Origin of the sequence: Dactylosporangium sp. NPDC051485 (assembly GCF_040682015.1) — a bacterium.
Taxonomy (GTDB): Bacteria; Actinomycetota; Actinomycetes; order Mycobacteriales; family Micromonosporaceae; genus Dactylosporangium.
Genome location: NZ_JBFAZW010000017.1, coordinates 21,760 through 46,259 on the forward strand (window position 1 = coordinate 21,760; position 24,500 = coordinate 46,259).

A 24,500-nucleotide genomic window follows, 5' to 3' on the forward strand; every position below is an offset into this window, starting at 1 on the left:
CTAGGGAGACCGGCTAGAAGCCGACCGCCACCAGCAGGTACTGCGGGTTGCCGTGCGAGACGAACGAGGACTGCCCGGCGTAGTCGTCGTACGGGAAGCCGTACGCCAGCTTGCCGATGCCGTGGTCGTGCCAGAACTTGGCGTAGTAGTTCGCCGGCGCGGCCTGGTAGTACAGGCTCGGCGTCGACCAGTCCGACTGCGGCAGCTGGCGCACGTGCCGGTTGAGCGCGGCGCAGTTGCCCGGGTCGTTGGCGAGCACCCCGGCGCAGCCGAAGATGTCCGACGTCGGGGCGTTGATGCCGTACTGCTGCGCGTACGACGTGAAGTAGTTCTGGTTCACGCCGCCGGTGCGGAACGTCGGGTCGGAGCCCGGCGCGATGATCCGGTACGGGGCCTGGGACTGGGCCAGGACCTTGAACTCCTGCGGTACCTCCGCGATGAACTTGGCGAAGGTGGCGTCGCGCGACTCGGTGAAGGTCTGGTAGTCCTCGCCGACCTGCACGTCGTAGCCGTCCTTGGCGTGCAGCCGCATCGCGATCTTCAGGCCGAAGGCGTCGACCCGCGTGGTGTTGCCGTTGAACACGGCCGGGCCCACGGTGAACTCGATGAAGTCGTAGTACTGCCCGTTGGGCTGGCCGACGTAGAAGTACATCCGGCCCGCGGTGTTTGCCGGCATGTCGAAGTAGGGCTGCTCGGCGATCGAGTGCACCTGGCCGTTGTAGCTCCAGTACACCTGGCTGTCCGGGTACTTGCCGTTGGTGCGGTTGAGCACCTTCACCATGACCACGTTCTGCGCGGCCGGGATGGAGGAGGTGTCACCCCAGAACTGGTCCGGCGGCGGGCTGCTGGTGGGCGGGGTGCTGACCGGCGTGGTCGGGATCGTGCCGGTCACGTGGACCGCCATCTCCCACAGCGAGTAGCCGTAGGCGGTGGCCCGGGCGGTGCCGTTCATCCGCACGTAGCGGCCGCTGCCCGACGCGGTGATCTGCTGCACGCCACCGGTGCCAGTGGTCGTGCTGTAGATGTTCGTCCAGGCGGTGCCGTTGGCGGACACCTGGATCTGGAAGGACGTCGCGTACGCGGCCTCCCAGTTGAGGTCGACGCCGCAGATGGTCGCGGTGCCGCCCAGGTCGACCTGGAGCCACTGCGGGTCGCTGAACGCGCTCGACCAGCGGGTGCCGGTGTTGCCGTCGAAGGCGGCGGAGGCCGCCGTGTTGGCGTTCTCGGCCGACGACGCGGTGGCCGGCTTGCCCTGGGCCGCGTTGGCGGTGCTGCAGCCGGTGGCGGCGCCGATCGAGCCGAAGACCTGGAACTCGAACAGCGAGTAGCCGTAGGCGGTGGCCCGGGCGGTGCCGTTCATCCGCACGTAGCGGCCCGAGCCGGAGACGGCCAGGGTCTGCACGCCGCCGGTGCCGGTGGTCGTGCTGTAGATGTTCGTCCAGGTCGTGCCGTCGGCCGAGGTCTGGATCTGGAAGGACTTGGCGTAGGCGGCCTCCCAGTTGAGCACCACCTGGTCGATCGTGGCGCTCTGGCCCAGGTCGACCTGGAGCCACTGCGGGTCGCTGAACGCGCTCGACCAGCGGGTCCCGGTGTTGCCGTCGGTCGCGTTGCCGGCCGCGAGCGTGGCGTTCTCGCTCGAGGAGGCGGTGGTGGGCTTGCCCTGCGACAGCAGCGAGCTGGCGGCGTTCGCGCTGCCGATCGTGAAGGCCGCGTAGCCGAGCAGGACGGCCACCACAGAGAGCGCGCTCACGAGCAGGCCGCGGCGCCGGCGGGGCCGGCGAGGCGCGCGTTCGTCGATGGATTCGGGGACGGGTGGTCTGGCGTTGTCGGGTATCAAGGCTGCTCCCTGACGTGGGTTGGGGCGTCGGCGATCGACGCCGCACCGCGGGGCGCGCCGGTTCAGGCGGTGGACCGGCGCTGGCGGGCGTTGGTCGCTGGCGGGGATGAGAGAGCGCTCTCTCGCAATAGCAGCCTCAACGATCCGGGCGGTTCCGTCAAGTGGCGGGTTTTGATGTCTGGTGCATCGGGCACGTGCCATCACAGCCGGACACATCGCCGTGTCCCGGCGCCTGGGAGGTGTCCGTTGGCTGAGACGCAATCAGCGCCGGCCCCGGCCGGTGGGATCATCCGCAGCCTGATTCCGGCGCGGATCGACCGCCTGACCTGGGCCCCGTTCCACACCCGGATGGTCATCGCCCTGGGCGCCGCGTGGGTGCTCGACGGGTTGGAGATCACCATCGCCAGTGCGGTCGGGGCCGTGCTCAACAAGCAGGAGACCCTCGGGCTGTCCAGCACGCAGGTCGGCGCGATCGCCACCGTCTACCTCATCGGCGAGGTCTTCGGCGCCCTGTTCTTCGGCCGGCTCTCCGACGCCCTCGGGCGCAAGAACCTCTTCGTCGTCACCCTCGGCGTCTACCTCGCCGGTAACGCGCTCACCGCGCTGACGTGGGGCAACGACGTGCCGGGGCTCGTGTTCCTCTACCTGACGAGGTTCATCGCCGGGGCCGGCATCGGCGGCGAGTACGCCGCGATCAACTCGGCCATCGACGAGATGATGCCGGCGAGGTACCGCGGCCGCGTCGACATCGGCGTGAACGGCACCTACTGGGGCGGCGCCATCATCGGCACCCTTGGCACCTACGTGCTGCTCAACCACCTCGCGCTGAACGTCGCCTGGCGGCTGGGCTTCCTCATCGGCCCGATCATCGGCCTGGCGATCTGGAGCCTGCGCCGGCACCTGCCGGAGAGCCCCCGCTGGCTCGTCATGCACGGCCGGGAGGGGGAGGCCGAGGAGGCCATCGCCCGGATCGAGCGCGACGTCGAGGCCTCCGGCCGCACGCTCGCCCCGGTCGAAGGGTCCCGCGCCCTGCAGATCCGCCCGGCCGCGGGCCACGGCTACCTGGCGCTGCTCAAGGTGCTCTTCACCCGGATGCCGGCCCGCTCGACGCTGTCGGCCAGCCTGATGATCACGCAGTCGTTCCTGTACAACGCGATCTTCTTCACCTACACGCTGGTGCTGTCGAAGTTCTACCACGTCGATGCCGCGAAGACGCCGATCTACCTGATCGCGTTCGCGCTGGGCAACCTGGCCGGCCCGCTGCTGCTGGGCCACCTCTTCGACACCATCGGGCGGCGCACGATGATCGCCGGGACGTACATCCTCTCCGGCGTCCTGCTGGCCGTCACCGCCTGGCTCTTCGACGCCGGCGCGCTCAACGCGTTCACCCAGACGGTGGCCTGGTGCGTCATCTTCTTCTTCGCCTCGGCCGGCGCGAGCTCGGCGTACCTCACCGTCTCGGAGATCTTCCCGCTGGAGATCCGGGCGCAGGCGATCGCGGTGTTCTTCGCCATCGCCCAGTGCTTCGGCGCGCTCGGCCCGATCTTCTACGGCTGGCTGATCGGCGAGGGCAACGACCCGGGCAAGCTGTTCATCGGCTACCTCGTCGGCGCCGCCGTGATGGTCATCGGCGGCGTGGTCGAAGTGGTGCTCGGGGTCAACGCCGAGGGCAAGGCCCTCGAGGACGTGGCGACGCCGCTGACCGCGGTCGGCGCCGAGCGTGAATAACCGTCGATCGAACCCTTCTGCGGAGGCGCCGGCTTTGGCATCATGCTCGCCATGACCGCCACCGAGGCCGGCGCCCCCGCCGTTGCCGCCTCCACCCGCGCGGAGCGGGTCGCCTGGTACTCCTACGACTGGGCCATCTCCGCCTTCCGGGCCACGGTCATCACCGTCTTCCTGGGGCCGTACCTCACCACCATCGCCGAGCGCGCGGCCGGCCCCGACGGGCTCGTGCACCCGCTCGGCATCCCGGTGGCCACCGGCTCGCTGTTCACGTACACCGTCTCGGCCTCGGTGCTGCTGACCGTCCCCGTGCTGCCGCTCGTCGGGGCCCTCGCGGACCGCAGCTCGCACAAGAAGCGGCTGCTGGCCCTCTTCGCCTACATCGGCGCCGGGGCGGTCATCGCGATGGTGCTGCTGACCGGCACCCGCTGGCTGCTCGGCGCCGTGCTGCTGCTGGTCGCCAACGTCGCCTACGGCGCGGCCAAGGTCGTCTTCAACTCCTACCTGCCGCAGCTGGCCGGCCCCGACGACCGGGACCGCATCTCCAGCTTCAGCTGGGCCATCGGCTACGTCGGCGGCGGCCTGCTGCTCGCCGCGAACCTCGCCGCGCTCGTCGTGCTCGGAGAGGAGCACAAGGCGACCGTGGCCCGCTGGTCGATCGTCTCGGCCGGCGTGTGGTGGGCGGCGTTCGCCACCGTGGCGATCGTGCGGCTGCCCGACCGGCCGGCCGTCGCCGGCGAGCACACCGGAGGCTCGGCGCTCACCGACGGCTTCCGGCAGCTGTGGCACACGCTCAAGAGCGCCCGCGCGTACCCGCTCACGCTGTTCTTCCTGGCCGCGTACCTGGTGTACAACGACGGCATCCAGACCGTCATCACGGTGGCCACGATCTACGCCGACCAGGAGCTGCACCTGTCCCAGTCGGTGCAGATCATCACCATCCTGCTAGTGCAGTTCGTCGCGTTCGGCGGTGCCTGGCTGCTGGGCCGCGTCGCGGTCCGCTTCGGCGCCTGGCGCACGATCGCGGCCAGCCTCGTCGTGTGGATCGTCGCGGTCGCGCTGGCCTACCCGCTGCCGGCCAACTCGCCGGTCGCCTTCATGCTGCTCGGCTGCCTCATCGGCATCGTGCTCGGGGGCAGCCAGGCGCTGAGCCGGTCGCTGTTCAGCCAGATGATCCCGCGGGGCATGGAGGCCGAGTACTACGGGCTGTACGAGATCTCCTCCGACGGCACCAGCTGGCTCGGGCCGCTGCTGTTCGGCCTGGCGTACCAGTTCGCGCACAGCAACCGGCTGGCCATCGCGTCGCTGGTCGTCTTCTTCGTGGCCGGCCTGGCCATGTTGCTGGCGGTGCCCGTGCGCCGGGCGATCCTGGCCGCCGGCAACACGCCGCCCAGGGTTCTGTGAAACGACACTGTTCGCTGGGACGACACCTGTGAGCGCGCTCAGCAACGGCGACCGTCGGGTGGCACCATTGCCTGATGGCGACTACTGAGGCGGTACCGACCCCGGCCGAGCGGCCGCGTTCCCTCCTGCGGCCCCTGGCCTTCACCGCGACCCTCGTCGTGGTCCTGGGCCTGCTGTTCGGGGTGCCGTGGTGGTCGCTGGTCATGGCCGGCAACGACTGGCCCGCCGCCGTCCAGGTCGCCGGCACGCTCGTCTTCGCCGCCGCGCTCGTGACCTTCCCGGTCACCATGTTCCTCGGCCACGCCCGCCGGGCCGACTGGGCCGCCCGCATCGGCGACACGCTGCTCGGCGCGGTGTGGATCCTCTTCGTGTGGGCCATCGCCGGCGACCTGCTGCGCCTGGCCCTGCTGGCCGGCGGGGTCGACGACCCGGTCCGCTCGCGGGTCGCGGCCGGCTTCACCGCCGTGGTCGCCCTCGGCCTGGGCCTGTGGGGCCACCGCGAGGCCATGCGGGTGCCGCGGGTGCGCCGGGTCGAGGTGCGCATCCCGCGGCTCGGCGCCGGCCTCGACGGGCTGCGCATCGTGCAGCTCACCGACACCCACTACGGGCCGATCGACCGGGTCGCCTGGTCCAAGGGGGTCACCGAGGTCGTCAACTCCCTCGACGCGGACATCGTCACGCACACCGGGGACATCGCCGACGGCACCGTGGGCCAGCGCCTCGAGCAGGCCGCCCCGCTCGGCGACATCCGGGCGAAGCTCGCGCGGGTGTACGTCACCGGCAACCACGAGTACTTCGGCGAGGCCCAGGGCTGGCTCGACCACATGCGGGCGCTCGGCTGGGAGCCCCTGCACAACCGGCACATCGTCGTCGAGCGCGGCGGCGACCGGCTCGTGGTGGCCGGCGTCGACGACCGCACCGCGGCCGGCTCGGGCCTGGAGGGCCACCGGGCCGACCACGCCGTGGCCCTGGACGGCGCCGATCCCGCCCTGCCGGTCCTGCTGCTCGCCCACCAGCCGAAGCAGATCGACGCGGCGGTGCGCCACGGCATCGACCTGCAGCTCTCGGGCCACACCCACGGCGGGCAGATCTGGCCCTTCCACTACCTCGTCCGCGTGGACCAGCCCGTGGTCCAGGGCCTGACCCGGCACTCGGCGCGCACCCAGCTCTTCACCAGCCGGGGCACCGGCTTCTGGGGCCCGCCCTTCCGCGTCTTCGCCCCCAGCGAGATCACGGAGATCGTGCTGCGCTCCGGAGAGTGATCGGCATCACTTGACGGGCGGTCTAACGTCAACACTGCGGGTCCTGGCGCCCTGACACCGGGACCAACGGGGATGGCACATGAGCGCCGTGACGCTCGCCTTTCTGGGCCTCGGTGGCCTGAGCCTGCTGTTGCTGTTGCTGTCCCTCCGGTTCCGCCGGATCGGGCACATCGGGCATTTTCGATTCCCGCATCGCAGGCTCAGGACCCGGGGCTCCGCCTACTCGCTGCCCATCACCAGCGGGTTCATCGGTGGGTTCGGGTTCGGCGGCGCCGCCGCCATCGAGCTGGCCCACCGCACCGGGCCGCCCGCCGTCCTCGTCGGCTGTCTCGCCGGGCTGGTGGCCGGGGTGCCGCTCGCCTGGGGAGCCGGCCGGCTGGTCGCCGCCGTCGCCGACATGCCCACCGACGCCACCCCCGAGAGTGCCGGCCTGATCGGCGCGATCGGGGTGGTGGTCAGCGAGATCCCGCCCGGCGGCGACCTCGGTCAGGTCCGGCTGTCCTACGCGGGACAGCCGATGAAGTTCAACGCGCGCGCGGACGACCCGCTCGCGCTCGGCGTCCGGGTGCTGGTCATCGGGGTGCCGACCCCGACCAGCGTGCTCGTGACGCCGCTCCAGCCACCCTTGCCGCCGCTCGGGTCGGCGGCCGTTCTCGACCATGAGGAAGGGTCATGACACCGCTCCTAGCCGCCGTCGGCGGCCTCGTCGTGCTCGTCGTGCTCATCGTCGCCTCCGTGCTGTCCCGGGTCCGGGTCGCCGGCCCCAACGAGGCGTTCATCGTCACCGGGCGCAAGGGCCGTGCGGTCAAGGCCGCCGACGGCAGCGTCACCACGGACCTGTCCGGGCAGAAGGTCGTGATGGGCGCGGCCGTGTTCGTGCTGCCGATCGTCCAGCGGCTGCACCGCCTCGACCTGTCCAGCCGCGAGATCCCGGTGCAGGTCACCGCCGCGGTCAGCAAGCAGGGCATCCGCTGCGACGCCGAGGCCGTCGCGATCGTCAAGGTCGGCGGGACCGCCGAGATGATCCGCCCGGCCGCGCAGCGTTTCCTGCACCAGCAGGACCGGATCGAGACGTTCACCGCGCAGGTGCTCTCCGGTGCCCTGCGCTCGGTCATCGGCCGGCTCACCATCGAGGAGATCATCCGCGACCGGGCCGGGTTCGCCGCCCACGTCGCCGAGGAGGCCGAGCTCACGCTGACCCACCAGGGTCTCGTGCTCGACGTGTTCCAGCTCGAGGACATCCGCACCGCCGGCACCTACCTGGAGGACCTCGGCCGCCCCGAGGCGGCGCGGGTCTACCGGGCCGCCGCCATCGCCGAGGCCCAGGCCCGCCAGGGCGCCGAGCAGGAGCGGATGCGCGCCGAGGAGGCCATCGCCGACTCGGAGCGCAACCTGGCCCTGAAGCGGGCCGGCGTCCAGGCCGAGATCGACGCCGCCGCGGCCCGCTCGGCCTCGGCCGGCCCGATCGCCCAGGCCGAGACGCAGCAGAGCATCCTGGGCGAGCAGCAGAAGGTCGCCGAGCGCAACGCGGAGCTCAAGGAGCGCCAGCTCGACACCGAGGTCCGCAAGCCGGCCGACGCCGCGCGCTACCGCGTGGAGCAGGAGGCCGAGGCGGCCAAGAACGCGGCCATCGCCAAGGCCGAGGCGTCCCGCCTGGCCACCATCGCCGCCGCCCAGGCCCAGGCCGAGCAGGCCCGGCTCGTCGGCGAGGGCGAGCGGGCCCGCCGCGCGGCCGCCGCCGAGGCCCTCCGCCTGGAGGGCAAGGCGCAGGCCGACGCCCGCGCGGCGGCGGCCGAGGCGGTCCGGCTGGAGGGCGCCGCCGAGGCCGATGCGACGCTGGCCCGCGGCCAGGCCGAGGCCGCCGCCATGCGGGCCAAGGCCGAGGCGTTCGAGGAGTACGGCCAGGCCGCCATCCTCGACCTCCTGGTCCGGGTCCTGCCGGAGGTGGTGGGCGCGGCCAGCCGGCCGATCGGCGAGATCGACCGGATGACCGTCATCTCCACCGAGGGCGCCTCGTCCCTGACCAAGACCGTGGCCAGCAACGTCGCCCAGGGCCTGCAACTGGGCGCCGACCTGACGGGCATCGACCTGCGCAACCTCCTGGCGGGCCTGGCCGGCGCCACCCCGAGCGGCCAACCCGAGGCCCTCGACGCCAAGCGGTAACCGGAGCCGCACGCCCCGCGGGGCGGGCTCAGGCGGCGGCGCGCAGGGCCGCGATCAGCTCGGGGCGGGCGCCCGAGCGCTCGGCGAGCATGAGCGGGGTGAGGCCGTCACGGTCCAGCGCGTTCGGGTTGAGGCCGGCGGCCAGCAGGCGGGGCAGCAGGCGCAGGGCCGCCTCGTCCGGGATCAGGCACGGCAGCAGGTGCAGGACGGTGCGGCCGTCGCGGTCGCGGCAGTTCGGGTCCAGGCCGGCGTCCAGCATCGCCTCCAGGGTGTCGGCCTCGCCCGCCGCCACCCGCGCCATCAGCTCGCCGCGCAGCTCGCGCAGGGCGCGGGGCAGGCGTATCTTGGCGCCGCGCCAGGCCAGCTGGGCGGCCGGGCAGCCGATCGGGGGCGGGCCGCCGAACGCCAGCAGGGCGGCCTCCCGGGCGGCCGCCTCGGGCGGGTGCGGGGCGGTGAGGGTGCCGCCGCGGTGCTCCAGCACGTGCCACACCCCCTCGCAGCGCACCCGGACCGGGGCGGGTGCGGGCATGTCCGGCGGGCCGGCGTCCGCGGTGCGATCCATGGCCGGGAACAGCGCGGCGGCGACCATCGGGTGCAGGTCGCCCGGTTCGAGCCGGCCGGACAGCAGGTCGCGGAAGTCCGGGAGCCAGTTGACGTCGCCGTGCGTCAGCTCCGCCGCCGGCTCGCCCCGCAGGTGGGCGCCGCCGAGGAGGCGGATGCGGGGCCGCTCGTGCGGGCCCAGGCGGTCCAGCCGCAGGACGCGGCCGTACGCGCGAATCCAGGCGGCCGGCACGCCCGCCCCGGCGGCGGCCCGCCGGGCGTTGGCGATCGCGACAGGGCCGGCCGGCGCGAGGGTCGGCAGGACCCGCAGGTACCACTCCGGGATGCCCTCGTCGAGCTCGACGTCGGCGCCGGCCGCCTCCCAGGCCTGCGCGAAGCGCTGTTCGGCGAAGAGGCGCACGACGCGCTCGGTCACGCCCTCCGGGCCAGCGCCCTCGAGCTCGGCGGGGGCCAGGCGGCGGCCGTCGGCGGCGAAGAACGGCAGCCTGGTGTGCCCGCCGCACAGGGCCAGCAGTCCGCCCGCGTGCCGGGCGTCCCAGGTCTCGCGCGGCATGGGCAGGCTCCGGTCCGGCACGGGCCCGAAGCGCAGCGCGAAGCGGGCGGCGCCGTCGCGCAGCGGGCCCTCGTCGGGGCGGACGGCCAGGTGCAGCGCGTCGTCGCCGTAGCCGGCCAGGGACAGGGCCGGCCACCGGACGTAGGAGTCCGTGCGGGCCGGGTAGGGCCGCTGGCCCAGCGCATGCCAGCGCAGCAGGTCGGGGACGAGGTTCGCCAGGTCGTCCTCGACCGCGGCGGCGACCTTGCGCCCGGCCCGCCTGCGCACGTCGTGCAGGTCGACGGCGGGCTCGATGCCGCAGGCCAGGCAGGCGCCGGGCCGGTCGCCGCGGCGCCACCGCCGCTGGGCCGCCGCGATCTGGGCGCGGGTCATGCCGTACCGCGGGCGCTTCCGGTTCGTGGACATCGGCGCGAGTGTAGTGATCCACCGCTCGGCTCGCGGGCGGACCGGGGCGCACCCCCTTGGTACCGTGAAGTACCAAGGGGGTGCGCCATGCTGCCTGGTACCGCGGTCCGCTGGGCCACGAAGCACGGGTTCATGCGGGCCGGCATCAACGCCGCCGCGCGCAAGGGGGACGAGCAGGCCCGGTTCTTCGCCGATCCGGGCGTGCGCCGCGACCCGTACCCGTTCTACGCGACGATCCGCCAGGCCGCGCCGCTCGTGCGCGGGCGGCTCATGTGGGCCACGGCCCGGCACGAGGTGGCCGGCGCGGTGCTGCGCCACGACGCCTTCGGGGTCGGGTTCACCGACCGGCCGCTGCCGGCGCCGATCGGGCTGCTGTTCCGGTTCAGCCGGCGCAGCTCGCCGATCGGGCCGGTCGACCCGCCCTCGATGCTGGTCGTCGATCCGCCGGATCACACGCGGTACCGGCGGCTGGTCTCCAGGGTGTTCACCGCCCGGGCCATCGAGGGGCTGCGGCCGCGCATCGAGCGCACGTGCGACGAGCTGCTGCGGGACAAGCCCGCCGACCTGGTGGCCGACTTCGCCTCGCTGCTGCCGGTGACGGTCATCGCGGAGATCCTCGGCGTGCCGCTGGACATGCGGCGGCAGTTCCTGGCCTGGGGCCACGCGGCGGCGCCGACCCTGGACCTGGGGCTGCCCTTCTCGACGTACCGGCGCACGGAAATCAACATCCGCAGGGTCAACGACTGGATGCGCGGGCACTTCGCGCGGCTGCGCCGGGAGCCCGGCGACGACCTGCTCAGCCAGCTGGTCCAGCTCGACGACCTGAGCGAGCACGAGCTGCTGGCCACGGCGGGGCTGCTGCTGGCGGCCGGCTTCGAGACCACCGTCAACCTGCTCGGCACCGGCGCCTTCCTGCTCATGCGCCACCCCGAGCAGCTGGCGGTCCTGCGCGAGGAGCCGCAGCGGTGGGGCAACGCGGTCGAGGAGACGCTGCGTGTCGACTCGCCGGTGCAGGTGACCGCGCGGGTGTGCCGGCGGGAGGCCGAGCTGGCGGGGGAGCGCATCGAGCCGGGGCACGTGGTGATGGCGATGCTCGGCGGGGCCAACCGCGATCCCGGGGTATTCGCCGATCCGGACACCTTCGACGTGACCCGGGCGAACGCCCGCGAGCACCTGTCGTTCTCCGGCGGGGTGCACTACTGCCTGGGCGCCGCGCTGGCCCGCCTGGAGGGCGAGATCGGGCTGCGGATGCTGTTCGAGCGGTACCCCGGCCTGCGCCTCGACGGCGAGCCGCGCCGCCGCACGACCCGCGTGCTGCGCGGGTTCGAGCGGCTGCCGGTCACCATCTGAGCCCCCGGTGCCGGCACGACAGCGGACCCGGTCGCGCCGGAGCTGCGGTCCGTTCCCTTCCCGCGCCGCGTGGACGCGGGGCAGGAAGCTTTCGCGGGAACCCCAGAGGGACAAAGCGGCCCGGCTGCGGCATGCTGTTCGCGTGCAGTTCGAACTCGGGACCGACGGGCCGAAGGTCATCGTGGTCGGTGTCGATGGATCGGACACCTCCATGCGCGCCGGCGCCTACGCCGCGGGCCTGGCCCGCCGCCAGCGCGCCCGCCTCGTCGTCGTCTTCGTGACCGGCGCGCCCGCCGCGAGCCGCCTCGTCGCCGAGGCGGCCGGCGCCGTCGAGCAGGCCATCAACGAGTCCATCGAGGACATGCGCCGGCAGGTCCACGAGGGCGCGCTGCACACCGGCGCGCAGATCGAGTTCGTCCCCACCCGCGGGGACCCCTACAACGAGCTCGTCCGCGTCGCCACCGAGCTGCGGGCCGACGCCGTCGTGGTCGGCGCCTCCCGCCGCTTCGGACACCGGTTCGTCGGCTCCCTCGCCGTGCGCCTGGTGAAGGCGGGCCGGTGGCCGGTCACCGTCGTGCCCTGACGTTCATGTACTCGTCGCCCGTTGGTGGCAGCGCCCGACACCGCGAACCGAGCAGAGTTCGTGTCTCGTGGGGGAGCGCCGGAGCTGGTGGATCGGGCTGTTGTTGTTCTTCGCGGTGGGGGCGGCCTGGGCGCTGCTGACGCCGTACAACGGGGCCTACGACGAACACGACCACGTGGTCCGCGCGGCCGGGGTGGTGCGCGGGCAGGTGCTCGTCAAGCCGGCCCGGGGCGTGAACGACGGCGGCTACCCGGTGGTCCCGGCGAGCCTCGTGCCGACCGGCTGGGACTGCATGATGGTGGTCAACCCGCCCGGCGCCAACTGCCTCGGCGCGGCCCCGGACTCGCGCGCCGCCGTGCCCGTGCACAGCCGGGCCGCCCGCTACGACCCGGTGTACTACGCCGTCGTCGGCTGGCCGCTGCTGCCGTGGCCCGACATGACCGGCGTGATCCTCGCCCGGCTGCTCAGCGCGCTGCTGTGCGCGGCCCTGCTGGCCACCGCGCTCGCGCTGCTGCTGCCGATGCGCCGGCGTTACCTGCCGCTGGCCGTGCTGTTCGCCGCCTCGCCGATGCTGGGGTGCCTCAACGGCATCGTCAACCCCAGCGGCATGGCCATCGACGCCGCGGTGCTGCTCTGGGCGGTGTTCCTGCGACGGTACGGCGGGGAGCCCGACCCCCCGCCCCAGCTGCGCCGCCGCCTCGCCGCCATCGGCGCGGCCGCCGCCGTGACGCTCGTCGTCACCCGCCCCGAGGGCTTCCTCCTCGTCGCCGCGATCGGCGTCGCCGCCTGGCTGGCGATGGGCTTCCCCCGCCCGCGGCGCATCGGCTGGGCCGCCGCCGCGGTCGCCGCCGCCGTCGTGGGCGCCCTGGCGTGGGTCGAGGCGTCCCGCGTCGCCGAGTTCGGCGACCAGGCCCAGCCCATCACCTGGCCGCTGCGCGCGGTCCTGCGGCTCATCCTGGAGCAGAACGTCGACTACTGGCTGCGCCAGACCGTGGGCCTGTTCGGGTACGGCACCATCGGCCTGCCCCTGTTCGTCTACTGCGCCTGGGCAGCCATCGCCGGCGGCCTGCTGGTGGCCGGCTTCGCCGTCGCCGACCGCCGCCGCCTGGCCCTGTCCATCGCCGCCATCCCGCTGCTGTGCCTGGCCGGCGGGATCGCCGCCGACGTGGTGATGTCGCGCATCGTCGGCTTCTGGATGCAGGGCCGCTACTTCCTGCCCCTGTGGGTCGGCGCCTCCCTGCTGGCCGCCTGGGCCCTGCGCGACGCCGGCGGCGAGGCGCTGCGCCGCCGGGTCTACAGCGCGGGCCTGACCATCTGGGCCGGCACCCACGTCGCCGGCTTCGCCGTCGCGCTGCTCGGCTACAGCAGCGGCAAGCGCCACGTTCCCGGCCTGGGCCGCTGGGTTCCCGCGGCCGGCGTGACCCTGCCGTGGCTCCTGCTGCTGCTCGGCCTGGCCGCCGCGGCCTGGCTGCTGTACCCCTTCGTGCGCGCCCCCCGCGCCGCGCCCGTCCTCGCGGAGGCGCCGGTGCGGGAGACCGCCGATGCCGCCGCCTGAGCGCCCGCCCCGGCCGTGGCTGCACCTGGCCGTTCGTGGGGCTTGCCGTGGCCGTCCGGCGCCCAGCAGCGGTGCACCGCGTCCGAGAGGGCTTGCCGCCGCTGCGAGAATCGGGGCATGACCATCGCGGTGCGCCGGCTCGGGCCGGAGGACTGGCAGGAGTGGCACGACGTGCGGCTGGCCGCGCTCGCCGGCGCCCCCGAGGCTTACGAGCGGCACGGCTTCTGCGCCACCGGCCAGACCCGGCCGCACCCGCGCGACCCCGGGGTGATCGAGCACCTCAAGAGCCGGGGGTGACGACGTGGAGTTTATCGTGCCGGTGCTCTTCCTGGTCGTCCTCATCGGGCTGCTCATCACCAGTGGCGGGCGCGGCGCCGCCGAGCGGCAGCGCCTGGCCCGCATCGCCGTGATCGAGCGCAAGCTCGACCTGATCATGGACAGCCTCGGCATCGCGGAGCCCACGCCGCTCGCGCCGCCCGGGGTGCTGGAGGAGCTCGTCGCCGGGCGGAAGCTCCAGGCGATCAAGGCGTACCGCGAGGCGACCGGGGTCGGCCTGAAGGAGGCCAAGGACGCCGTCGAGGCCATCGCCCGCCTCCGCGGCCTGTAGCGGCTGTTGCATCACTGCGGCGGGCCCGGAGTCCTCCTGTGACCGTCCCGCGACGGCCCGTTGCCACCGGCCCGGCGCCTCACCAGGGCAGGCCGCGCAGGTCGATCAGCCCGTCCGGCCACTCGGCCAGGGCCCGGCGGCCGGGGCGTACGAGCGTCGGCTCCTCGCGCTCGACCACGGTGCGGCCGTCGCGGACGCCGACGTGCCGGGTCGGGTTGGGCACCCGGGTCCAGCCGGTGCGCGCGTAGAACCCGGCGACCGCCTCCCGGCACTGCACGAAGCCGAAGTCGGCGGCGAACGGGCCGTCGCGCAGGGCCGCGTCCAGGGCTCGCATCAGCTCGGCGCCGAGGCCCGCGCCCTGGTGGCCGGGGGCGACGGCGACGTCGCCGACGCCGGCGATGAGGACCTCGCCCGCGGGCGTGCCGGCCAGGCGCCGGTCCAGGCCCAGGTGGGCGACCGGGGTGCCGCCGTCGTCGGCCAGCCAGATCCGGGCCTGCTTGCGGGCCCAGGAGGCCGGCCACGAGCGGTCCGGGGCGAACTCGGGGCCGGGGAAGGCGGCCCGCAGCAGGGCCGACAGCGCCAGGTGGTCGGCGCCGGTGAGGGCGGTCTCCCAGGCGGTGACGACCCGCATCAGTGGAACTTGCGCGACGAGCTGTCGCGGTTCTGGGCGGCGGGGGTGTCGTTGAACGCGCGGCGCAGCATCTCGTGCTCGGCCCGCCGCCGCTCGGTGACGTCGCGCAGGGTGACCACCATGCCGCGGACCAGGCGGTCGTCGCGCAGGTCGCGGAAGATGACCTCGACCAGCACCCGGGTGCCGTCCGGGCGGCGCAGGCTCCACGTGTCGCGGGTGCCGTCGCGGTCCTCGGTGCGCGCCCGCTCGACCGTGCGCCGGACCTGGTCGCGGTCCTGCGGGGCGACGATCTCGCGCAGCGTGGCGAACGGGGCCGGCCAGATGCCGAGCACCTCGGCGACGGTCGGGCTGGTGTAGCGGATGCGCTGGTCGTCGTCGAGGACCAGGACCACGTCCCCGGCGTGCTCGGTGACCGCGCGCAGGTACTCGTCGCTGTCGCGGCGGCCGGCCGCCTCGGTCAGCCCGATGCGGGCCAGCGCCAGGGCGGCCTGGCCGGCCACCACCGACACGGCGTCGAGGGCGGTGACCAGCTCGCGGCGGCCCGCGGCGACGTAGAGCACCCCGGCGTCGAGCGGGCAGACCAGCACGTCGCCGTGGCCGGCGAGGCGCTCGGCCCACAGCGGCGGGATGTCGGCGACCGGCTGCACCCGCGGCGCGGACAGCTCGCCCAGTGGCAGCAGGTCGGTGAGGCTGAAGTCGACGACGATGTCGTGCGGGGCGTCGCCGGGCAGCAGCGTGCGGACCGCGGCCCGGACCGCGTCGGCGACCTGGCCGGCGTCGGCGGCGCCGGCGAGCACGGTGCCGGTCTGGCGCAGGGCCCGCTCGCGGCGCAGGGCGCCGGCGTGCTTGGCGATGGCGTCGCTGAGCCGCACCACCAGCAGCGCGAGGGTGATGGCGGAGGCGATGGCGATCATCGGGCCGTCGTGCACGCCGCCGGTCAGCGCCTGCACGAGCAGCAGCAGCGGCGCGAAGGCCACGCAGGCCAGCAGCAGGGCCATGCCCAGGCCGTGCACCGGCTCGCGGACGGCCACGGGCTGGCGCGGGGGCGCGGTGAGCCGGGCCATCGACGGCAGCAGCGCGGCGGCGCCCCAGGCGGCGTAGAGCAGCACGTAGGCGGCGTCGGCCGGCCCGCCGGGCTGCAGGCCGCCGTCGGGCCGGCCGATGCCGTAGGCCACGTCGCCGGCGAGCATGCCGGCCGCGCCGACGGCGAGCAGGACCGCCGAGACGTTGCGTGGCGTAGCGGTGACCAGGCGGGTGGTGACGACCAGCAGGATGACGTCGCCGAGGGTGAACGCGGCCTGTACCGACCAGTCGGCCGCGGTCATGCCGCCGCCGGCCAGCCGCGGCGAGGCGATGAACACCCAGCCGGCGAGCAGGCCGGCGGTGCCCAGCGCGAGCAGGTCGATCAGGCGGGAGCGGTCGTCGAGGAACGCCGTCTCGCGGGTCAGCCCGATCAGCGCGATCGCCACGATCGGGAACATGGCCAGGTAGGACAGCTGGGCCAGGGCGGGCGGATCGGCGTCGCTCGGCGCGACCAGGCCGTAGGCGAAGTCGCCGAGCATCATCGCGACCAGCGCGGCGGACAGCGCCCACCACGGGCTGGAGCGCCGCGGGCGGTAGCGGACGATGCCGGCCACGATCGCGCCGGCCGAGGCGAGGCCGATGCCGGCCCAGGCGACGGAGTCGAGGCCCGGCCGGACGAAGAGTACCGTGGCGAGCGCCGCCATGAGTGCGCCATAGCCCGCCAGGAGTCGCCATGCGCCGCGCGTGCCCATCGACATCCTCACCGCCGGATAACGATTTCTATCACATTCGCGGCGCTCAGCGCAGGGCTTGCAGGCCCTCCAGCAGCTTGGGCGTCACCCATTCGCGCCGCTCCCGCGCGACCTCGCCGGTCATCGCCCGGCTCGGCATCTCGGCCAGGAGCAGCAGGCAGAACTGGATTCGGTACAGCCCGAGCCGCACCTGCTCGGCCGGGGTGAACGCGTGGCTCGACTTGCCGTAGTACCCGCGCAGGACGGGGTGGTCCGGCTCGTCCTCCATGCGCCGGCCGATCGCCGTGCACACGAAGTCGTAGAGCGGGTCGCCCCAGAAGTACCGCTCGCCGTCGACCAGCCCGGTGAGGCGGCCGCCCTCGCACAGCACGTTGCCGTCCCAGAGGTCGAAGTGCACCAGCGAGGGCACCTTCACCTCGGCCAGGGCGCCGGCGTGCCGCTGCGCGACCGCCATGATCTGCTCGTCGGGGGCCGGCAGCGTCACGCCCCAGTCGCGGGCGTCGGCGAGCAGGCCCGCCGTCATCGCCGCGTAGGCCTCCGGCCAGGTGTCGCCGCTTGCCCGCCCCTCGCCGTCGTAGCCGAACCGGAAGCCCTTGACGGTGTGCAGGTGCCGCAGTGCCGTGCCGAGCTCGCGCCGTACCGAATCCTGGTCCTGGGGGTTCTGCTCGTGCTGCTCGGCCAGCGGCCGGCCGGGCAGCAGGCCGACCACGACGGCCTCCTCGTCGGCGTGCAGCACCGGCGGCACGGGCACCCCGCCGGCCGAGCCGGCCAGCTCGTAGTAGCGTGCCTCGGCGGCGATGAGGCCCTGCTCGTAGCGCAGCAGTGGCACCCCGGCCGGCGGGCCGATCTTCACCACGGCGCCGGTGCCGTCGGGCAGCGTGGCCCGCCAGACCGCGGCGAAGGTGCCGCCGGCGAGCGGGGCGCAGCCGGTCACGGTGAGGCCGAAGTGCTCGCGCAGGAGTGCGGCGACATCCTCCGGGGTCAGGACGCGCTGGGTCGGGCTGATGACGGCGGACATCCCGCAGACCTTACCCGCCGGCGGGCCGGCCGTGGGGACCTCGACACCGTGATCGGCTGAGCACCACGGCGCGGGGCAAGGCGACGTAAGGTCCGTCACCGGCCGGTATGACACGCGTGCGCGGCGGGGTTGCACCAGCCGTGGACGTCGTGGTGATCGGCGCGGGCCAGGCCGGCCTGTCCGCCGCCTACTGGCTGCGGCGGCGCGGCCTGGACTTCGTGGTGCTCGACGCCGGCGACGGACCGGGCGGCGCCTGGCGGCACCGCTCGCCCTCGCTCGGCGTGGAGTCGCTGCACCGCATCTTCGACCTGCCCGGGATGCCCTTCACCCCGCCGCCGTCCGGCCCCGCGGCCAGCGTCGTCGCCGGCTACTTCCGCGAGTACGAGCGGGCCTTCGACCTGCCGGTGCGCCGGCCCTACCCGGTCCACGAGGTCACCCGGGCCGACGGCGGCCTGCGAGTCGGCGAGTGGACCGCGCGGGCGGTCGTCAACGCCACCGGCACCTGGCGCGCGCCGTACGTCCCCTACTACCCGGGCATCGCCGACTTCCGCGGCCGCCAGCTGCACTACGCCGCCTACCGCGGGCCGCAGGAGTTCGCCGGCCGGCGGGTCCTGGTGGTCGGCGGCGGCAACTCCGCGATCCACGTCCTGGCGGAGCTGCCCGGCGCCTACTGGGTCACCCGGCGCGAGCCGGTCTTCCACGAGGACGACTTCACCGAGGACTTCGGCCGGGCCGTGGTGGCCCAGGTCGCCGAGCGCGTCGCCGCCGGCCTGCCCCCGCGCAGCGTGGTGAGCGTGACCGGCCTCGGCTACACCGCCCTGGCCAAGGCGGCCCTGGCCCGCGGGGCGCTCGTGCGCCACCCGATGTTCGACCGGCTGGTCCCGGGCGGCGCCGTGTGGGGCGATCGCTTCGAGCCCTTCGACGCCGTCATCTGGGCCACCGGCTTCCGCGCCGACCTGGCCCACCTGGCCCCGCTGCACCTGCGCGAGCCGGGCGGCGGCATCCGCATGCTCGGCACCCGCACCGCCCGCGAGCCGCGCCTGCACCTCATCGGCTACGGCCCGTCGGCGAGCACGGTCGGCGCCAACCGGGCCGGCCGGGACGCGGTCCGGTCGATCGTCGCCGGCGGATTGTTAAATCCGGTGCAGCGGGCTGCGCATTGACGGGAGCGACTGCCACAATCTTGCCCGTGGCTGACCAAGGGTTACCGCGCCTGCGTGCTCGGGCACGTTCGGTGTCCGACGCGGTGAAGGCACATCCCGGCATGTACTTCGGCGCGTATCCGGCCGCCGACTGGCCGCTGGTCATCGCCGCCTGGACCGCCGCCGACCTGCTGCGGCTGGCCGGGGACGGGGCCCGGGTGGAGCTGGTGCTGCACCGCGGCGGCGCACTGTCGGCCTCGGTGCGCGGGGCCAGCGTGACCGCGCCCCTCGGCGAGGAGAAGCCGATCGAGGACGTCATCCGGTCCGGGATGTGGTACACCGAGCTGTCCCGCGCCACCGCGGTGGCCGCCGGGCCGCAGCGGCCGGGCGAGCTGGTCGGCGGCGAGCAGGTCTGGCGCGACCTCGACGTGACCGTCCACTCCGACCTCGACGGGGCGCTCTTCGGCGTGCCCGACGGGCAGTGGTGGCGCGACGGCGTGTCCCGCCTGGCCGCGGTGCTCGCCACCCCCCGCCACCGCCCGGCCGACGGGCAGCGCGTCCACGTCACCGACGAGGCGACGGGCGAGCGCGCCGAGCTTCCCTGAGCCGAGCTTCCCTGAGCCGGGCCGCCGCTCGCCGGGGTCGCGCTGTGGGCGGCTCGGGCGTCATCGCCGGCTCGGACCACGACGGGGCCACCGGCATCCGCAACCCCTTCGGCGGCACCCTGTGCTGCCTGGGGGCGGTGGCGCTGGCGTCCGCGCCGGTGATCTGGTGGATCGTCTCCCGCGACTGAACGTTCAGGACAGCGCGACGCTGCGGCCGGTCCAGCGGGCGCGCAGCCAGCGGTCGTGGCTGGCGATCACGACCGCGCCCGGGCCGCTGGCCAGGGCCTCCTCCAGCTCGTCGCACAGCGCGGGGGAGAGGTGGTTGGTCGGCTCGTCGAGCAGGAGCAGGTCCGGCGGGTCGGCGATCAGCAGGGCGAGGTCGAGCCGGCGGCGCTGGCCCACCGACAGGTCGCCGACGGGCCGGGCGGCGTCGCGGGGGGCGAGCAGGCCGAGGCTTCGCAGCGGTACCGCCTCCGCCCGCTCGGCGCCGAGCACCGCCTCGTAGGTCTGCAGCGCCGTGCGGTCCGCGCGGTCGAAGACCGTGTCCTGGGTGAGCAGGCCGACCCGCAGCGCGGGACGGCGCCGCACCGCGTCCGCGGGCAGCCGGCCGGCCAGCGCGCCCAGCAGCGTCGACTTGCCGCTGCCGTTGGGCCCGGTGACGAGCAGCCGGTCACCGACGGGCAGGTCGAGGCGCTCCAGCCGCAGCCGGCCCGGCACGTGCAGGTCGCGCACCGATACGAGCAGGCCGTCGGCCGCGTCCGTGACGGCCAGCGGGCGGGGGCGGAAGCGCAGCGGCGGCGGGGGCTTGCGGACCTGCTCGCCGGTCAGCGTGTCCAGGCGGCGGGAGGCGTTGCGTACCCGCCGGGAGATCTGCCCCTCGACCCGGCCCGTGGTCCGGCCGAAGTTCATCTTCTCGTTGTCGCGCTTCGCCCGGTTGTGCGCCACCTGGTGCGCGCTGACGGCGACGGCGTGGCGCAGCTCGGCCAGCTCCTGCTGCTCCTCGGCGAAGCGGCGCTCCCAGCGCTCCCGCTCGGCCCGCCGCTCGGCCTGGTAGGCGGTGTACCCGCCGCCGTAGCGGACCGGGCCGTCGATCGCCGGGTCGAGGTCGATCAGGTCGGTGCACACGGCGTCCAGGAAGGCCCGGTCGTGGCTGGCCAGCACCACGGCGCCGGGCAGGCCGCGCAGCTGCTCCTCCAGGAACGCCGCGGCGCCGTCGTCGAGGTGGTTGGTGGGCTCGTCGAGCAGCAGCGCGGCGGGGCGCCGCACGAGCAGGGCGGCGAGCGCCAGCCGGCCACGCTGCCCGCCCGACAGGGTCCGAAGGGCGCGATCGTGCGGTACCGCGGCCAGACCGAGACCGGCGAGCACCAGCTCGGCGCGGCGGTCGGCGTCCCAGGCCTCGAGCTCCTCGGCCCGCTCCAGCAGCGTGGCGTAGTCGTCGAGGCGGTCGGCGGCGAGGGCCGCGTCGAGGCCGGCCAGGCACGCCCGCGCCTCGCGCAGCGCGTCGTCGAGCACGTCGGCGACCGTGGCGGCCGGGTCGTACGGCATCTCCTGGTGCAGGTAGCCGAGGTCTGCCGGGCGCACGACGGTGCCGCCGTCGGGTTCGTCGGCGCCGGCCAGCAGGCGCAGCAGCGTCGACTTGCCGGTGCCGTTCTCCCCGATCAGGCCGATGCGGCGGCCGGGGGCGGCGGTGAGGGAGACCCCGTCGAGCACGCGGCGGCCGCTGAACGTGCGCACGAGGTCATGGGCGAGTAGGGGAGACTGGGACAAGGCTGACCACCGGAAGGAAGTTGCTTCCGCCCGCCGGGCAGCGAGGCCTCAGGCGCGGGCGCGGGAAGGTCCGGTGATCACATCGCCTTCAGGGTAACCAGACGCGGCCGGTCCCGGCAACGCCACTAGATTGTGAGGTTGCCGATGCCCTTGACCGACCGGGAGAGCGTGCGGTTGTGCGACATGAGGTAGCAGCGCGCGGAGTGGTCGCCGGCCTTCCAGCCGGTCTCGCCGGACGGGCCCCACGAGATGGTGGAGACGTTGTTCTGCCGTCTGTAGTTCGCCCGGGTCATGCCCATGTAGGCGAGCACCTTGGCCTCGCAGGCGTCGCCGAAGAGTTTGCCTTGCTCCGCACTGGAGGCCGGGTAGGCGGTGGTGGCCGGGACGGTGACGAAGCCGGCGTACTCCAGGTCGTGCGGGCCGGTGCACGGGGCCGGGTCGGCCGTCCGGAACAACACGTTCGCGTCGCCGCCGCTCGTGGTGAAGCACCCCGCGGCGAGGGGGCCGCCGGGCGCGGCCGCGCCCTTGAACGGCTTGTCGAAGCGGACGATCCTGGAGTGGTCCGGGCCGATCGCGACGACGTCGCAGTGATAGGTGCGCAGGCCGCCGAGCCACTGCGCGTAGGTGGGCGGCTTCAGGTAGAGGTACAGCCGGCCGGACTGCCAGTCGGCCCCGAGGTACTGCGCGACGGCCTGCTCGCACGCCGGGTACACGGGCGCGAACTGGTCGCGCTCCGGGCGCTTGGGCGCCTTCGCCAGATCCGGCGGCAGTTGCCCGACGGCGGCGGTCTCCACCTGGTGCGGCCCGTCGCAGGGCACGGGCGTGCCCGGCATCTCGAAGGCCGTGACGTCGTACGCGTTGTAGCCGGCCGAGTCGAAGCACGCGCCGACCACCGGCTCGGGGACCTTGCCCGCGGGCAGCATGGCCCAGTCGTCGACCAGGTCGCCGTCGGTGCCGGACGGGCGGGCGCAACCGGACAGGGAGCCGAGCAGCAGCACTGCCGCGGCGACGAGGGCGAGGGCGCGGCGCACGGTCAGACCGTCGTGTCGCCGGCGCCCTTGAGCGACCGGTTGATCTTCTTCTTGTCCAGCATGAGGTAGCAGTGGGCGCTGTGGTTGCCCGCGGCCCACTCGTCCTTGCCGGAGGTCATCCAGTAGCCGAAGGACAGCGCCCGCTGCGACGACAGGTGGCTGCGGCTCATGCCGATGTAGCTGAGCATCTTGGCCTCGCAGGTCTTGCCGAAGGCGGCGTCGTAGCTCTTGTCGTCGGCCGGGTAGGTGTCCGACGGGCTGCTGACCCAGCCGACGTACTCCACGTCGTGCGCGTCGGTGCACGCGACCGGCGAGATGTCGTCCCAGCTGGTCGAGGTGGTGCCGACCTGGTTGCCGCAGCCGAGCCGCAGCTTGCCGTCGCCCGCCAGGGCGCCCTTCAGGGAGTCGCGGCGCGGGTCGAACTCGCCGCCCTCGGTGCGCACGGCGGCGACGTTGCAGCTGTAGAAGCGGCCGCCGCCGTGCCACTCGGCGTTGGTCGGGCGGGTGACCGTGACGAACACCCGGCCGGACTGCCAGTCGCCGCCGAGGTAGTCCCCGGCCGCCCTGTCGCAGTCCGCCCACGCGTCCTTGAGCGCCGCCCCCTCCGGCGCCGTGTCGGCCGACGCGGCGCTGCCGGTGAAGTGCCCGACCTTGACCGTCTCGAAGGTGTGCGTGGCGTCGCAGGTGGCGCGGTCGAGGTAGATCGTCCTGGCGCTGGCCTCGGTGGCCGACGTGGTCCAGCAGAAGCCGGCCTGCGGCTCGGGCACCTTGGCCGCGGGCAGCATGGCCCAGTCGTTGGTGAGGTCGCCGTCGCCGACCTTGACGCCGCAGCCGCCGAGCAACCCGGCCAGCGCGACGGCGATCGCCGCCACCGCGATCCGCTTCACTTCTGCCTCCCCCGCGAACGAAATGCGAGGGGCACTATACATATGACCTTGACCGCCTGCGGTCCCGCCGCCGTCACGTTTCCAGCAGGTTCGTCTCCAGCCGCCGGTAGACCTCGTCGGGCAGGCGCAGGTAGCCCTCGATCGAGCCGTGGCGCTGCCGCACGTCGGCCAGGAACAGCAGCATCGTCTCGGCCGGCGACAGCAGCCAGCGGGTCGGCATCTCGGCGATCTGCGGGTTGAGCCCGCGCAGGAAGGCGATGCTGCGGTCGGTGGCCGCGCTGGTCAGCGCGTAGTCCTCGGCGATGACCGGGTCGGGCACGCCGAGGACGGCCAGGGTCAGCGCCGACACCACGCCGGTGCGGTCCTTGCCGGCCACGCAGTGCACGACCACCGGCGCGTTGTCGGCGTCGGCGATCACCTCGACCGCGCCGGCGATCGCGGCGTGGCCGTGCTCGGCCAGGTCGAGGTAGCGGTTGGCGAGCCAGCGGGCGTCGCTGGGCTCGTCGTGGTCGGTCGCCTCCTCCCACTCCGCGTGCATGGGGTTGAGGTGGTGGTACCGCAGCCCGTCGAACGCGTGCACCCGCCCGTCCCGCTCGATCTCCCGCGGCCGGCGCAGGTCGATGACGGTGCGCACGCCGAGCGCGGTGAACGACGCCGCGTCGGCGGGGTCGATCCGGCTCAGCGAGTCGGACCGGTACAGCCGCCGCCAACGGGTGGTGCGCCCGTCGGCGGCGGGGTAGCCGCCCAGATCGCGGAAGTTGAACAGGTTGGGGTGGTCGATATTGCGCACGGCAACGACCCTAGCGTGTGGAGCTTCCCTACGACTGTGCCGATCGCGCCGGCTGCGTCGGCATCATCCGGGCCAGCTCCTCGCGCAGGACGCCGGCGGCCGCGTCGAAGTCCTCGGCGGTGGTCTCGGTGCCGTCGCGGGTCACCACCCGCCAGGTGCCGTCGGGCGACGAGGACAGCGTCGCCCGGCCCGGCTGGAGGCCCCGCTCGAAGTCGGCGGCGGAACTGGCCGCGAACGTGGCGATCGCCGGCCGGTGCCGGTGCAGGAACTTGTCCGCCACGGCCAGCAGCGCGTCGCGCGGGTCGGCCTCGGGGGCCAGCGGGGTGACGTCGTAGCAGCGGTACGCCCGGCCCGCGACCAGCACCCGGATCCGCTCGGCGGCGATGAGCAGCGCCCCGTCGGCGTGGTCGTCGGCGGTGAGCCCGAGCTGCACGAAGCCGCGCGGCCGGTGCAGCCCGGCGGCGACCGCGGCGACGGCCGGGGCCATCTCCAGCCGGCTGCCGTCGACCGGGGCGGCCAGGTGGCGCAGCAGCAGCGAGCCGAGCCCGGCGCTGAGCACCGCGTCGGTGCGGTCGGCGTCGCCCAGGCCGAGCAGCCGCGGCGTCTGCCCCTGCCGGTCCCCGCTGGCCAGCAGGAACGACAGCTCCGCGGCGGTCAAGCTGAGCTGATCGGTGGCGGTCCCGTCCATGGCATCCATCCCGTCGCGCGTCGGAGTAACGGCACGGCGCGCCGATCCGCCGTGTCCAGACGTGGGATCAACGCGCACGCGTCCGACTGCACAACGGCGGCGCGGCCCTGTGGGTGACGCACGGATCTGCCGTGGCGTGTGGTCCGCGGCGCGCACAGCCC

General features: G+C 74.2%; 23 protein-coding genes. 13 read left to right on the forward strand and 10 right to left on the reverse strand.

Going from position 1 to position 24,500, the window contains the following annotated elements; translation table 11 throughout:
- Positions 1-13: 13 nt before the first annotated feature.
- A complete protein-coding gene (locus tag AB0M46_RS12295; RefSeq protein WP_363335211.1) occupies positions 14-1,750 on the reverse strand; it encodes a discoidin domain-containing protein in 1,737 nt (578 codons plus the stop codon).
- Positions 1,751-2,083: 333 nt separating this feature from the next.
- On the opposite strand from AB0M46_RS12295, the gene AB0M46_RS12300 reads away from it, so the two are divergent.
- The 5 genes from AB0M46_RS12300 to AB0M46_RS12320 all read left to right on the forward strand — a co-directional run bounded on the left by AB0M46_RS12300 (position 2,084) and on the right by AB0M46_RS12320 (position 8,391).
- Positions 2,084-3,565, forward strand: a complete 1,482-nt coding sequence (locus AB0M46_RS12300; protein ID WP_363335212.1) for an MFS transporter — start codon at positions 2,084-2,086, stop codon at positions 3,563-3,565.
- Positions 3,566-3,616: 51 nt separating this feature from the next.
- Positions 3,617-4,966 carry an MFS transporter gene (locus AB0M46_RS12305; RefSeq protein WP_363335214.1) on the forward strand — a complete coding sequence of 450 codons (1,350 nt, stop codon included), beginning with the start codon at positions 3,617-3,619 and terminating at the stop codon, positions 4,964-4,966.
- Between the two features lie 74 nt (positions 4,967-5,040).
- Positions 5,041-6,228: a metallophosphoesterase gene (locus AB0M46_RS12310; RefSeq protein WP_363335216.1), complete on the forward strand. Its 1,188-nt coding sequence runs from the start codon at positions 5,041-5,043 to the stop codon at positions 6,226-6,228.
- A 79-nt stretch (positions 6,229-6,307) separates the two neighbouring features.
- Positions 6,308-6,904: a hypothetical protein gene (locus tag AB0M46_RS12315; RefSeq protein ID WP_363335218.1), complete on the forward strand. Its 597-nt coding sequence runs from the start codon at positions 6,308-6,310 to the stop codon at positions 6,902-6,904.
- Positions 6,901-8,391, forward strand: coding sequence for an SPFH domain-containing protein (locus AB0M46_RS12320; RefSeq protein ID WP_363335220.1), 1,491 nt, complete (start codon positions 6,901-6,903; stop codon positions 8,389-8,391). Before AB0M46_RS12315 ends, AB0M46_RS12320 begins: the two co-directional genes overlap by 4 nt.
- 28 nt (positions 8,392-8,419) lie before the next feature.
- On the opposite strand, the gene AB0M46_RS12325 is transcribed toward AB0M46_RS12320, so the two are convergent.
- Positions 8,420-9,910: a hypothetical protein gene (locus AB0M46_RS12325; protein ID WP_363335222.1), complete on the reverse strand. Its 1,491-nt coding sequence runs from the start codon at positions 9,908-9,910 to the stop codon at positions 8,420-8,422.
- Between the two features lie 87 nt (positions 9,911-9,997).
- Here AB0M46_RS12325 and AB0M46_RS12330 point away from each other — a divergent pair, with 87 nt between their 5' ends.
- The 5 genes from AB0M46_RS12330 to AB0M46_RS12350 all read left to right on the forward strand — a co-directional run bounded on the left by AB0M46_RS12330 (position 9,998) and on the right by AB0M46_RS12350 (position 14,005).
- The gene (locus tag AB0M46_RS12330) at positions 9,998-11,260 is read left to right on the forward strand and encodes a cytochrome P450 (RefSeq protein ID WP_363335224.1); all 1,263 of its coding nucleotides are present in this window, start codon (positions 9,998-10,000) and stop codon (positions 11,258-11,260) included.
- Between the two features lie 142 nt (positions 11,261-11,402).
- Positions 11,403-11,843 carry a universal stress protein gene (locus AB0M46_RS12335; protein ID WP_363335226.1) on the forward strand — a complete coding sequence of 147 codons (441 nt, stop codon included), beginning with the start codon at positions 11,403-11,405 and terminating at the stop codon, positions 11,841-11,843.
- Between the two features lie 67 nt (positions 11,844-11,910).
- Positions 11,911-13,398, forward strand: coding sequence for a DUF2142 domain-containing protein (locus AB0M46_RS12340; RefSeq protein ID WP_363335228.1), 1,488 nt, complete (start codon positions 11,911-11,913; stop codon positions 13,396-13,398).
- Positions 13,399-13,515: 117 nt separating this feature from the next.
- Positions 13,516-13,695, forward strand: coding sequence for a hypothetical protein (locus AB0M46_RS12345; RefSeq protein WP_363335229.1), 180 nt, complete (start codon positions 13,516-13,518; stop codon positions 13,693-13,695).
- Between the two features lie 4 nt (positions 13,696-13,699).
- Positions 13,700-14,005 (forward strand): ribosomal protein L7/L12, encoded by a 306-nt coding sequence (locus AB0M46_RS12350; RefSeq protein ID WP_363335231.1) that lies wholly within the window; start codon positions 13,700-13,702, stop codon positions 14,003-14,005.
- Between the two features lie 79 nt (positions 14,006-14,084).
- Here AB0M46_RS12350 and AB0M46_RS12355 read toward each other — a convergent pair whose 3' ends face one another.
- From AB0M46_RS12355 to AB0M46_RS12365, 3 genes are all read right to left on the reverse strand, one after another.
- Positions 14,085-14,636, reverse strand: coding sequence for a GNAT family N-acetyltransferase (locus AB0M46_RS12355; protein ID WP_363335233.1), 552 nt, complete (start codon positions 14,634-14,636; stop codon positions 14,085-14,087).
- Positions 14,636-16,363 carry a PAS domain S-box protein gene (locus AB0M46_RS12360; protein WP_363335234.1) on the reverse strand — a complete coding sequence of 576 codons (1,728 nt, stop codon included), beginning with the start codon at positions 16,361-16,363 and terminating at the stop codon, positions 14,636-14,638. Before AB0M46_RS12360 ends, AB0M46_RS12355 begins: the two co-directional genes overlap by 1 nt.
- Positions 16,364-16,457: 94 nt before the next feature.
- Positions 16,458-17,429, reverse strand: a complete 972-nt coding sequence (locus AB0M46_RS12365) for an aminoglycoside phosphotransferase family protein (RefSeq protein ID WP_363335236.1) — start codon at positions 17,427-17,429, stop codon at positions 16,458-16,460.
- A gap of 140 nt (positions 17,430-17,569) precedes the next feature.
- Between AB0M46_RS12365 and AB0M46_RS12370 the strand changes: the two genes are divergently transcribed.
- From AB0M46_RS12370 to AB0M46_RS12380, 3 genes are all read left to right on the forward strand, one after another.
- Positions 17,570-18,592: an FAD-dependent oxidoreductase gene (locus tag AB0M46_RS12370; protein ID WP_363335238.1), complete on the forward strand. Its 1,023-nt coding sequence runs from the start codon at positions 17,570-17,572 to the stop codon at positions 18,590-18,592.
- An 83-nt stretch (positions 18,593-18,675) separates the two neighbouring features.
- Positions 18,676-19,176, forward strand: a complete 501-nt coding sequence (locus AB0M46_RS12375; RefSeq protein ID WP_363335239.1) for a hypothetical protein — start codon at positions 18,676-18,678, stop codon at positions 19,174-19,176.
- Between the two features lie 44 nt (positions 19,177-19,220).
- On the forward strand, positions 19,221-19,364 hold the full coding sequence (locus AB0M46_RS12380) for a hypothetical protein (protein WP_363335240.1): 144 nt from the start codon (positions 19,221-19,223) through the stop codon (positions 19,362-19,364).
- 4 nt (positions 19,365-19,368) lie between these two features.
- On the opposite strand, the gene AB0M46_RS12385 is transcribed toward AB0M46_RS12380, so the two are convergent.
- From AB0M46_RS12385 to AB0M46_RS12405, 5 genes are all read right to left on the reverse strand, one after another.
- On the reverse strand, positions 19,369-20,910 hold the full coding sequence (locus AB0M46_RS12385) for an ABC-F family ATP-binding cassette domain-containing protein (RefSeq protein WP_363335242.1): 1,542 nt from the start codon (positions 20,908-20,910) through the stop codon (positions 19,369-19,371).
- A 158-nt stretch (positions 20,911-21,068) separates the two neighbouring features.
- Positions 21,069-21,974 (reverse strand): septum formation family protein, encoded by a 906-nt coding sequence (locus AB0M46_RS12390; protein WP_363335243.1) that lies wholly within the window; start codon positions 21,972-21,974, stop codon positions 21,069-21,071.
- 2 nt (positions 21,975-21,976) lie between these two features.
- Positions 21,977-22,861, reverse strand: a complete 885-nt coding sequence (locus AB0M46_RS12395; RefSeq protein WP_363335245.1) for a septum formation family protein — start codon at positions 22,859-22,861, stop codon at positions 21,977-21,979.
- A gap of 73 nt (positions 22,862-22,934) precedes the next feature.
- Complete coding sequence (locus AB0M46_RS12400) at positions 22,935-23,651, reverse strand: tyrosine-protein phosphatase (RefSeq protein WP_363335247.1); 717 nt, start codon at positions 23,649-23,651, stop codon at positions 22,935-22,937.
- Between the two features lie 28 nt (positions 23,652-23,679).
- Entirely contained in the window at positions 23,680-24,339 is a 660-nt protein-coding gene (locus AB0M46_RS12405) for a hypothetical protein (RefSeq protein ID WP_363335249.1), read from the reverse strand.
- Positions 24,340-24,500 lie beyond the last annotated feature (161 nt).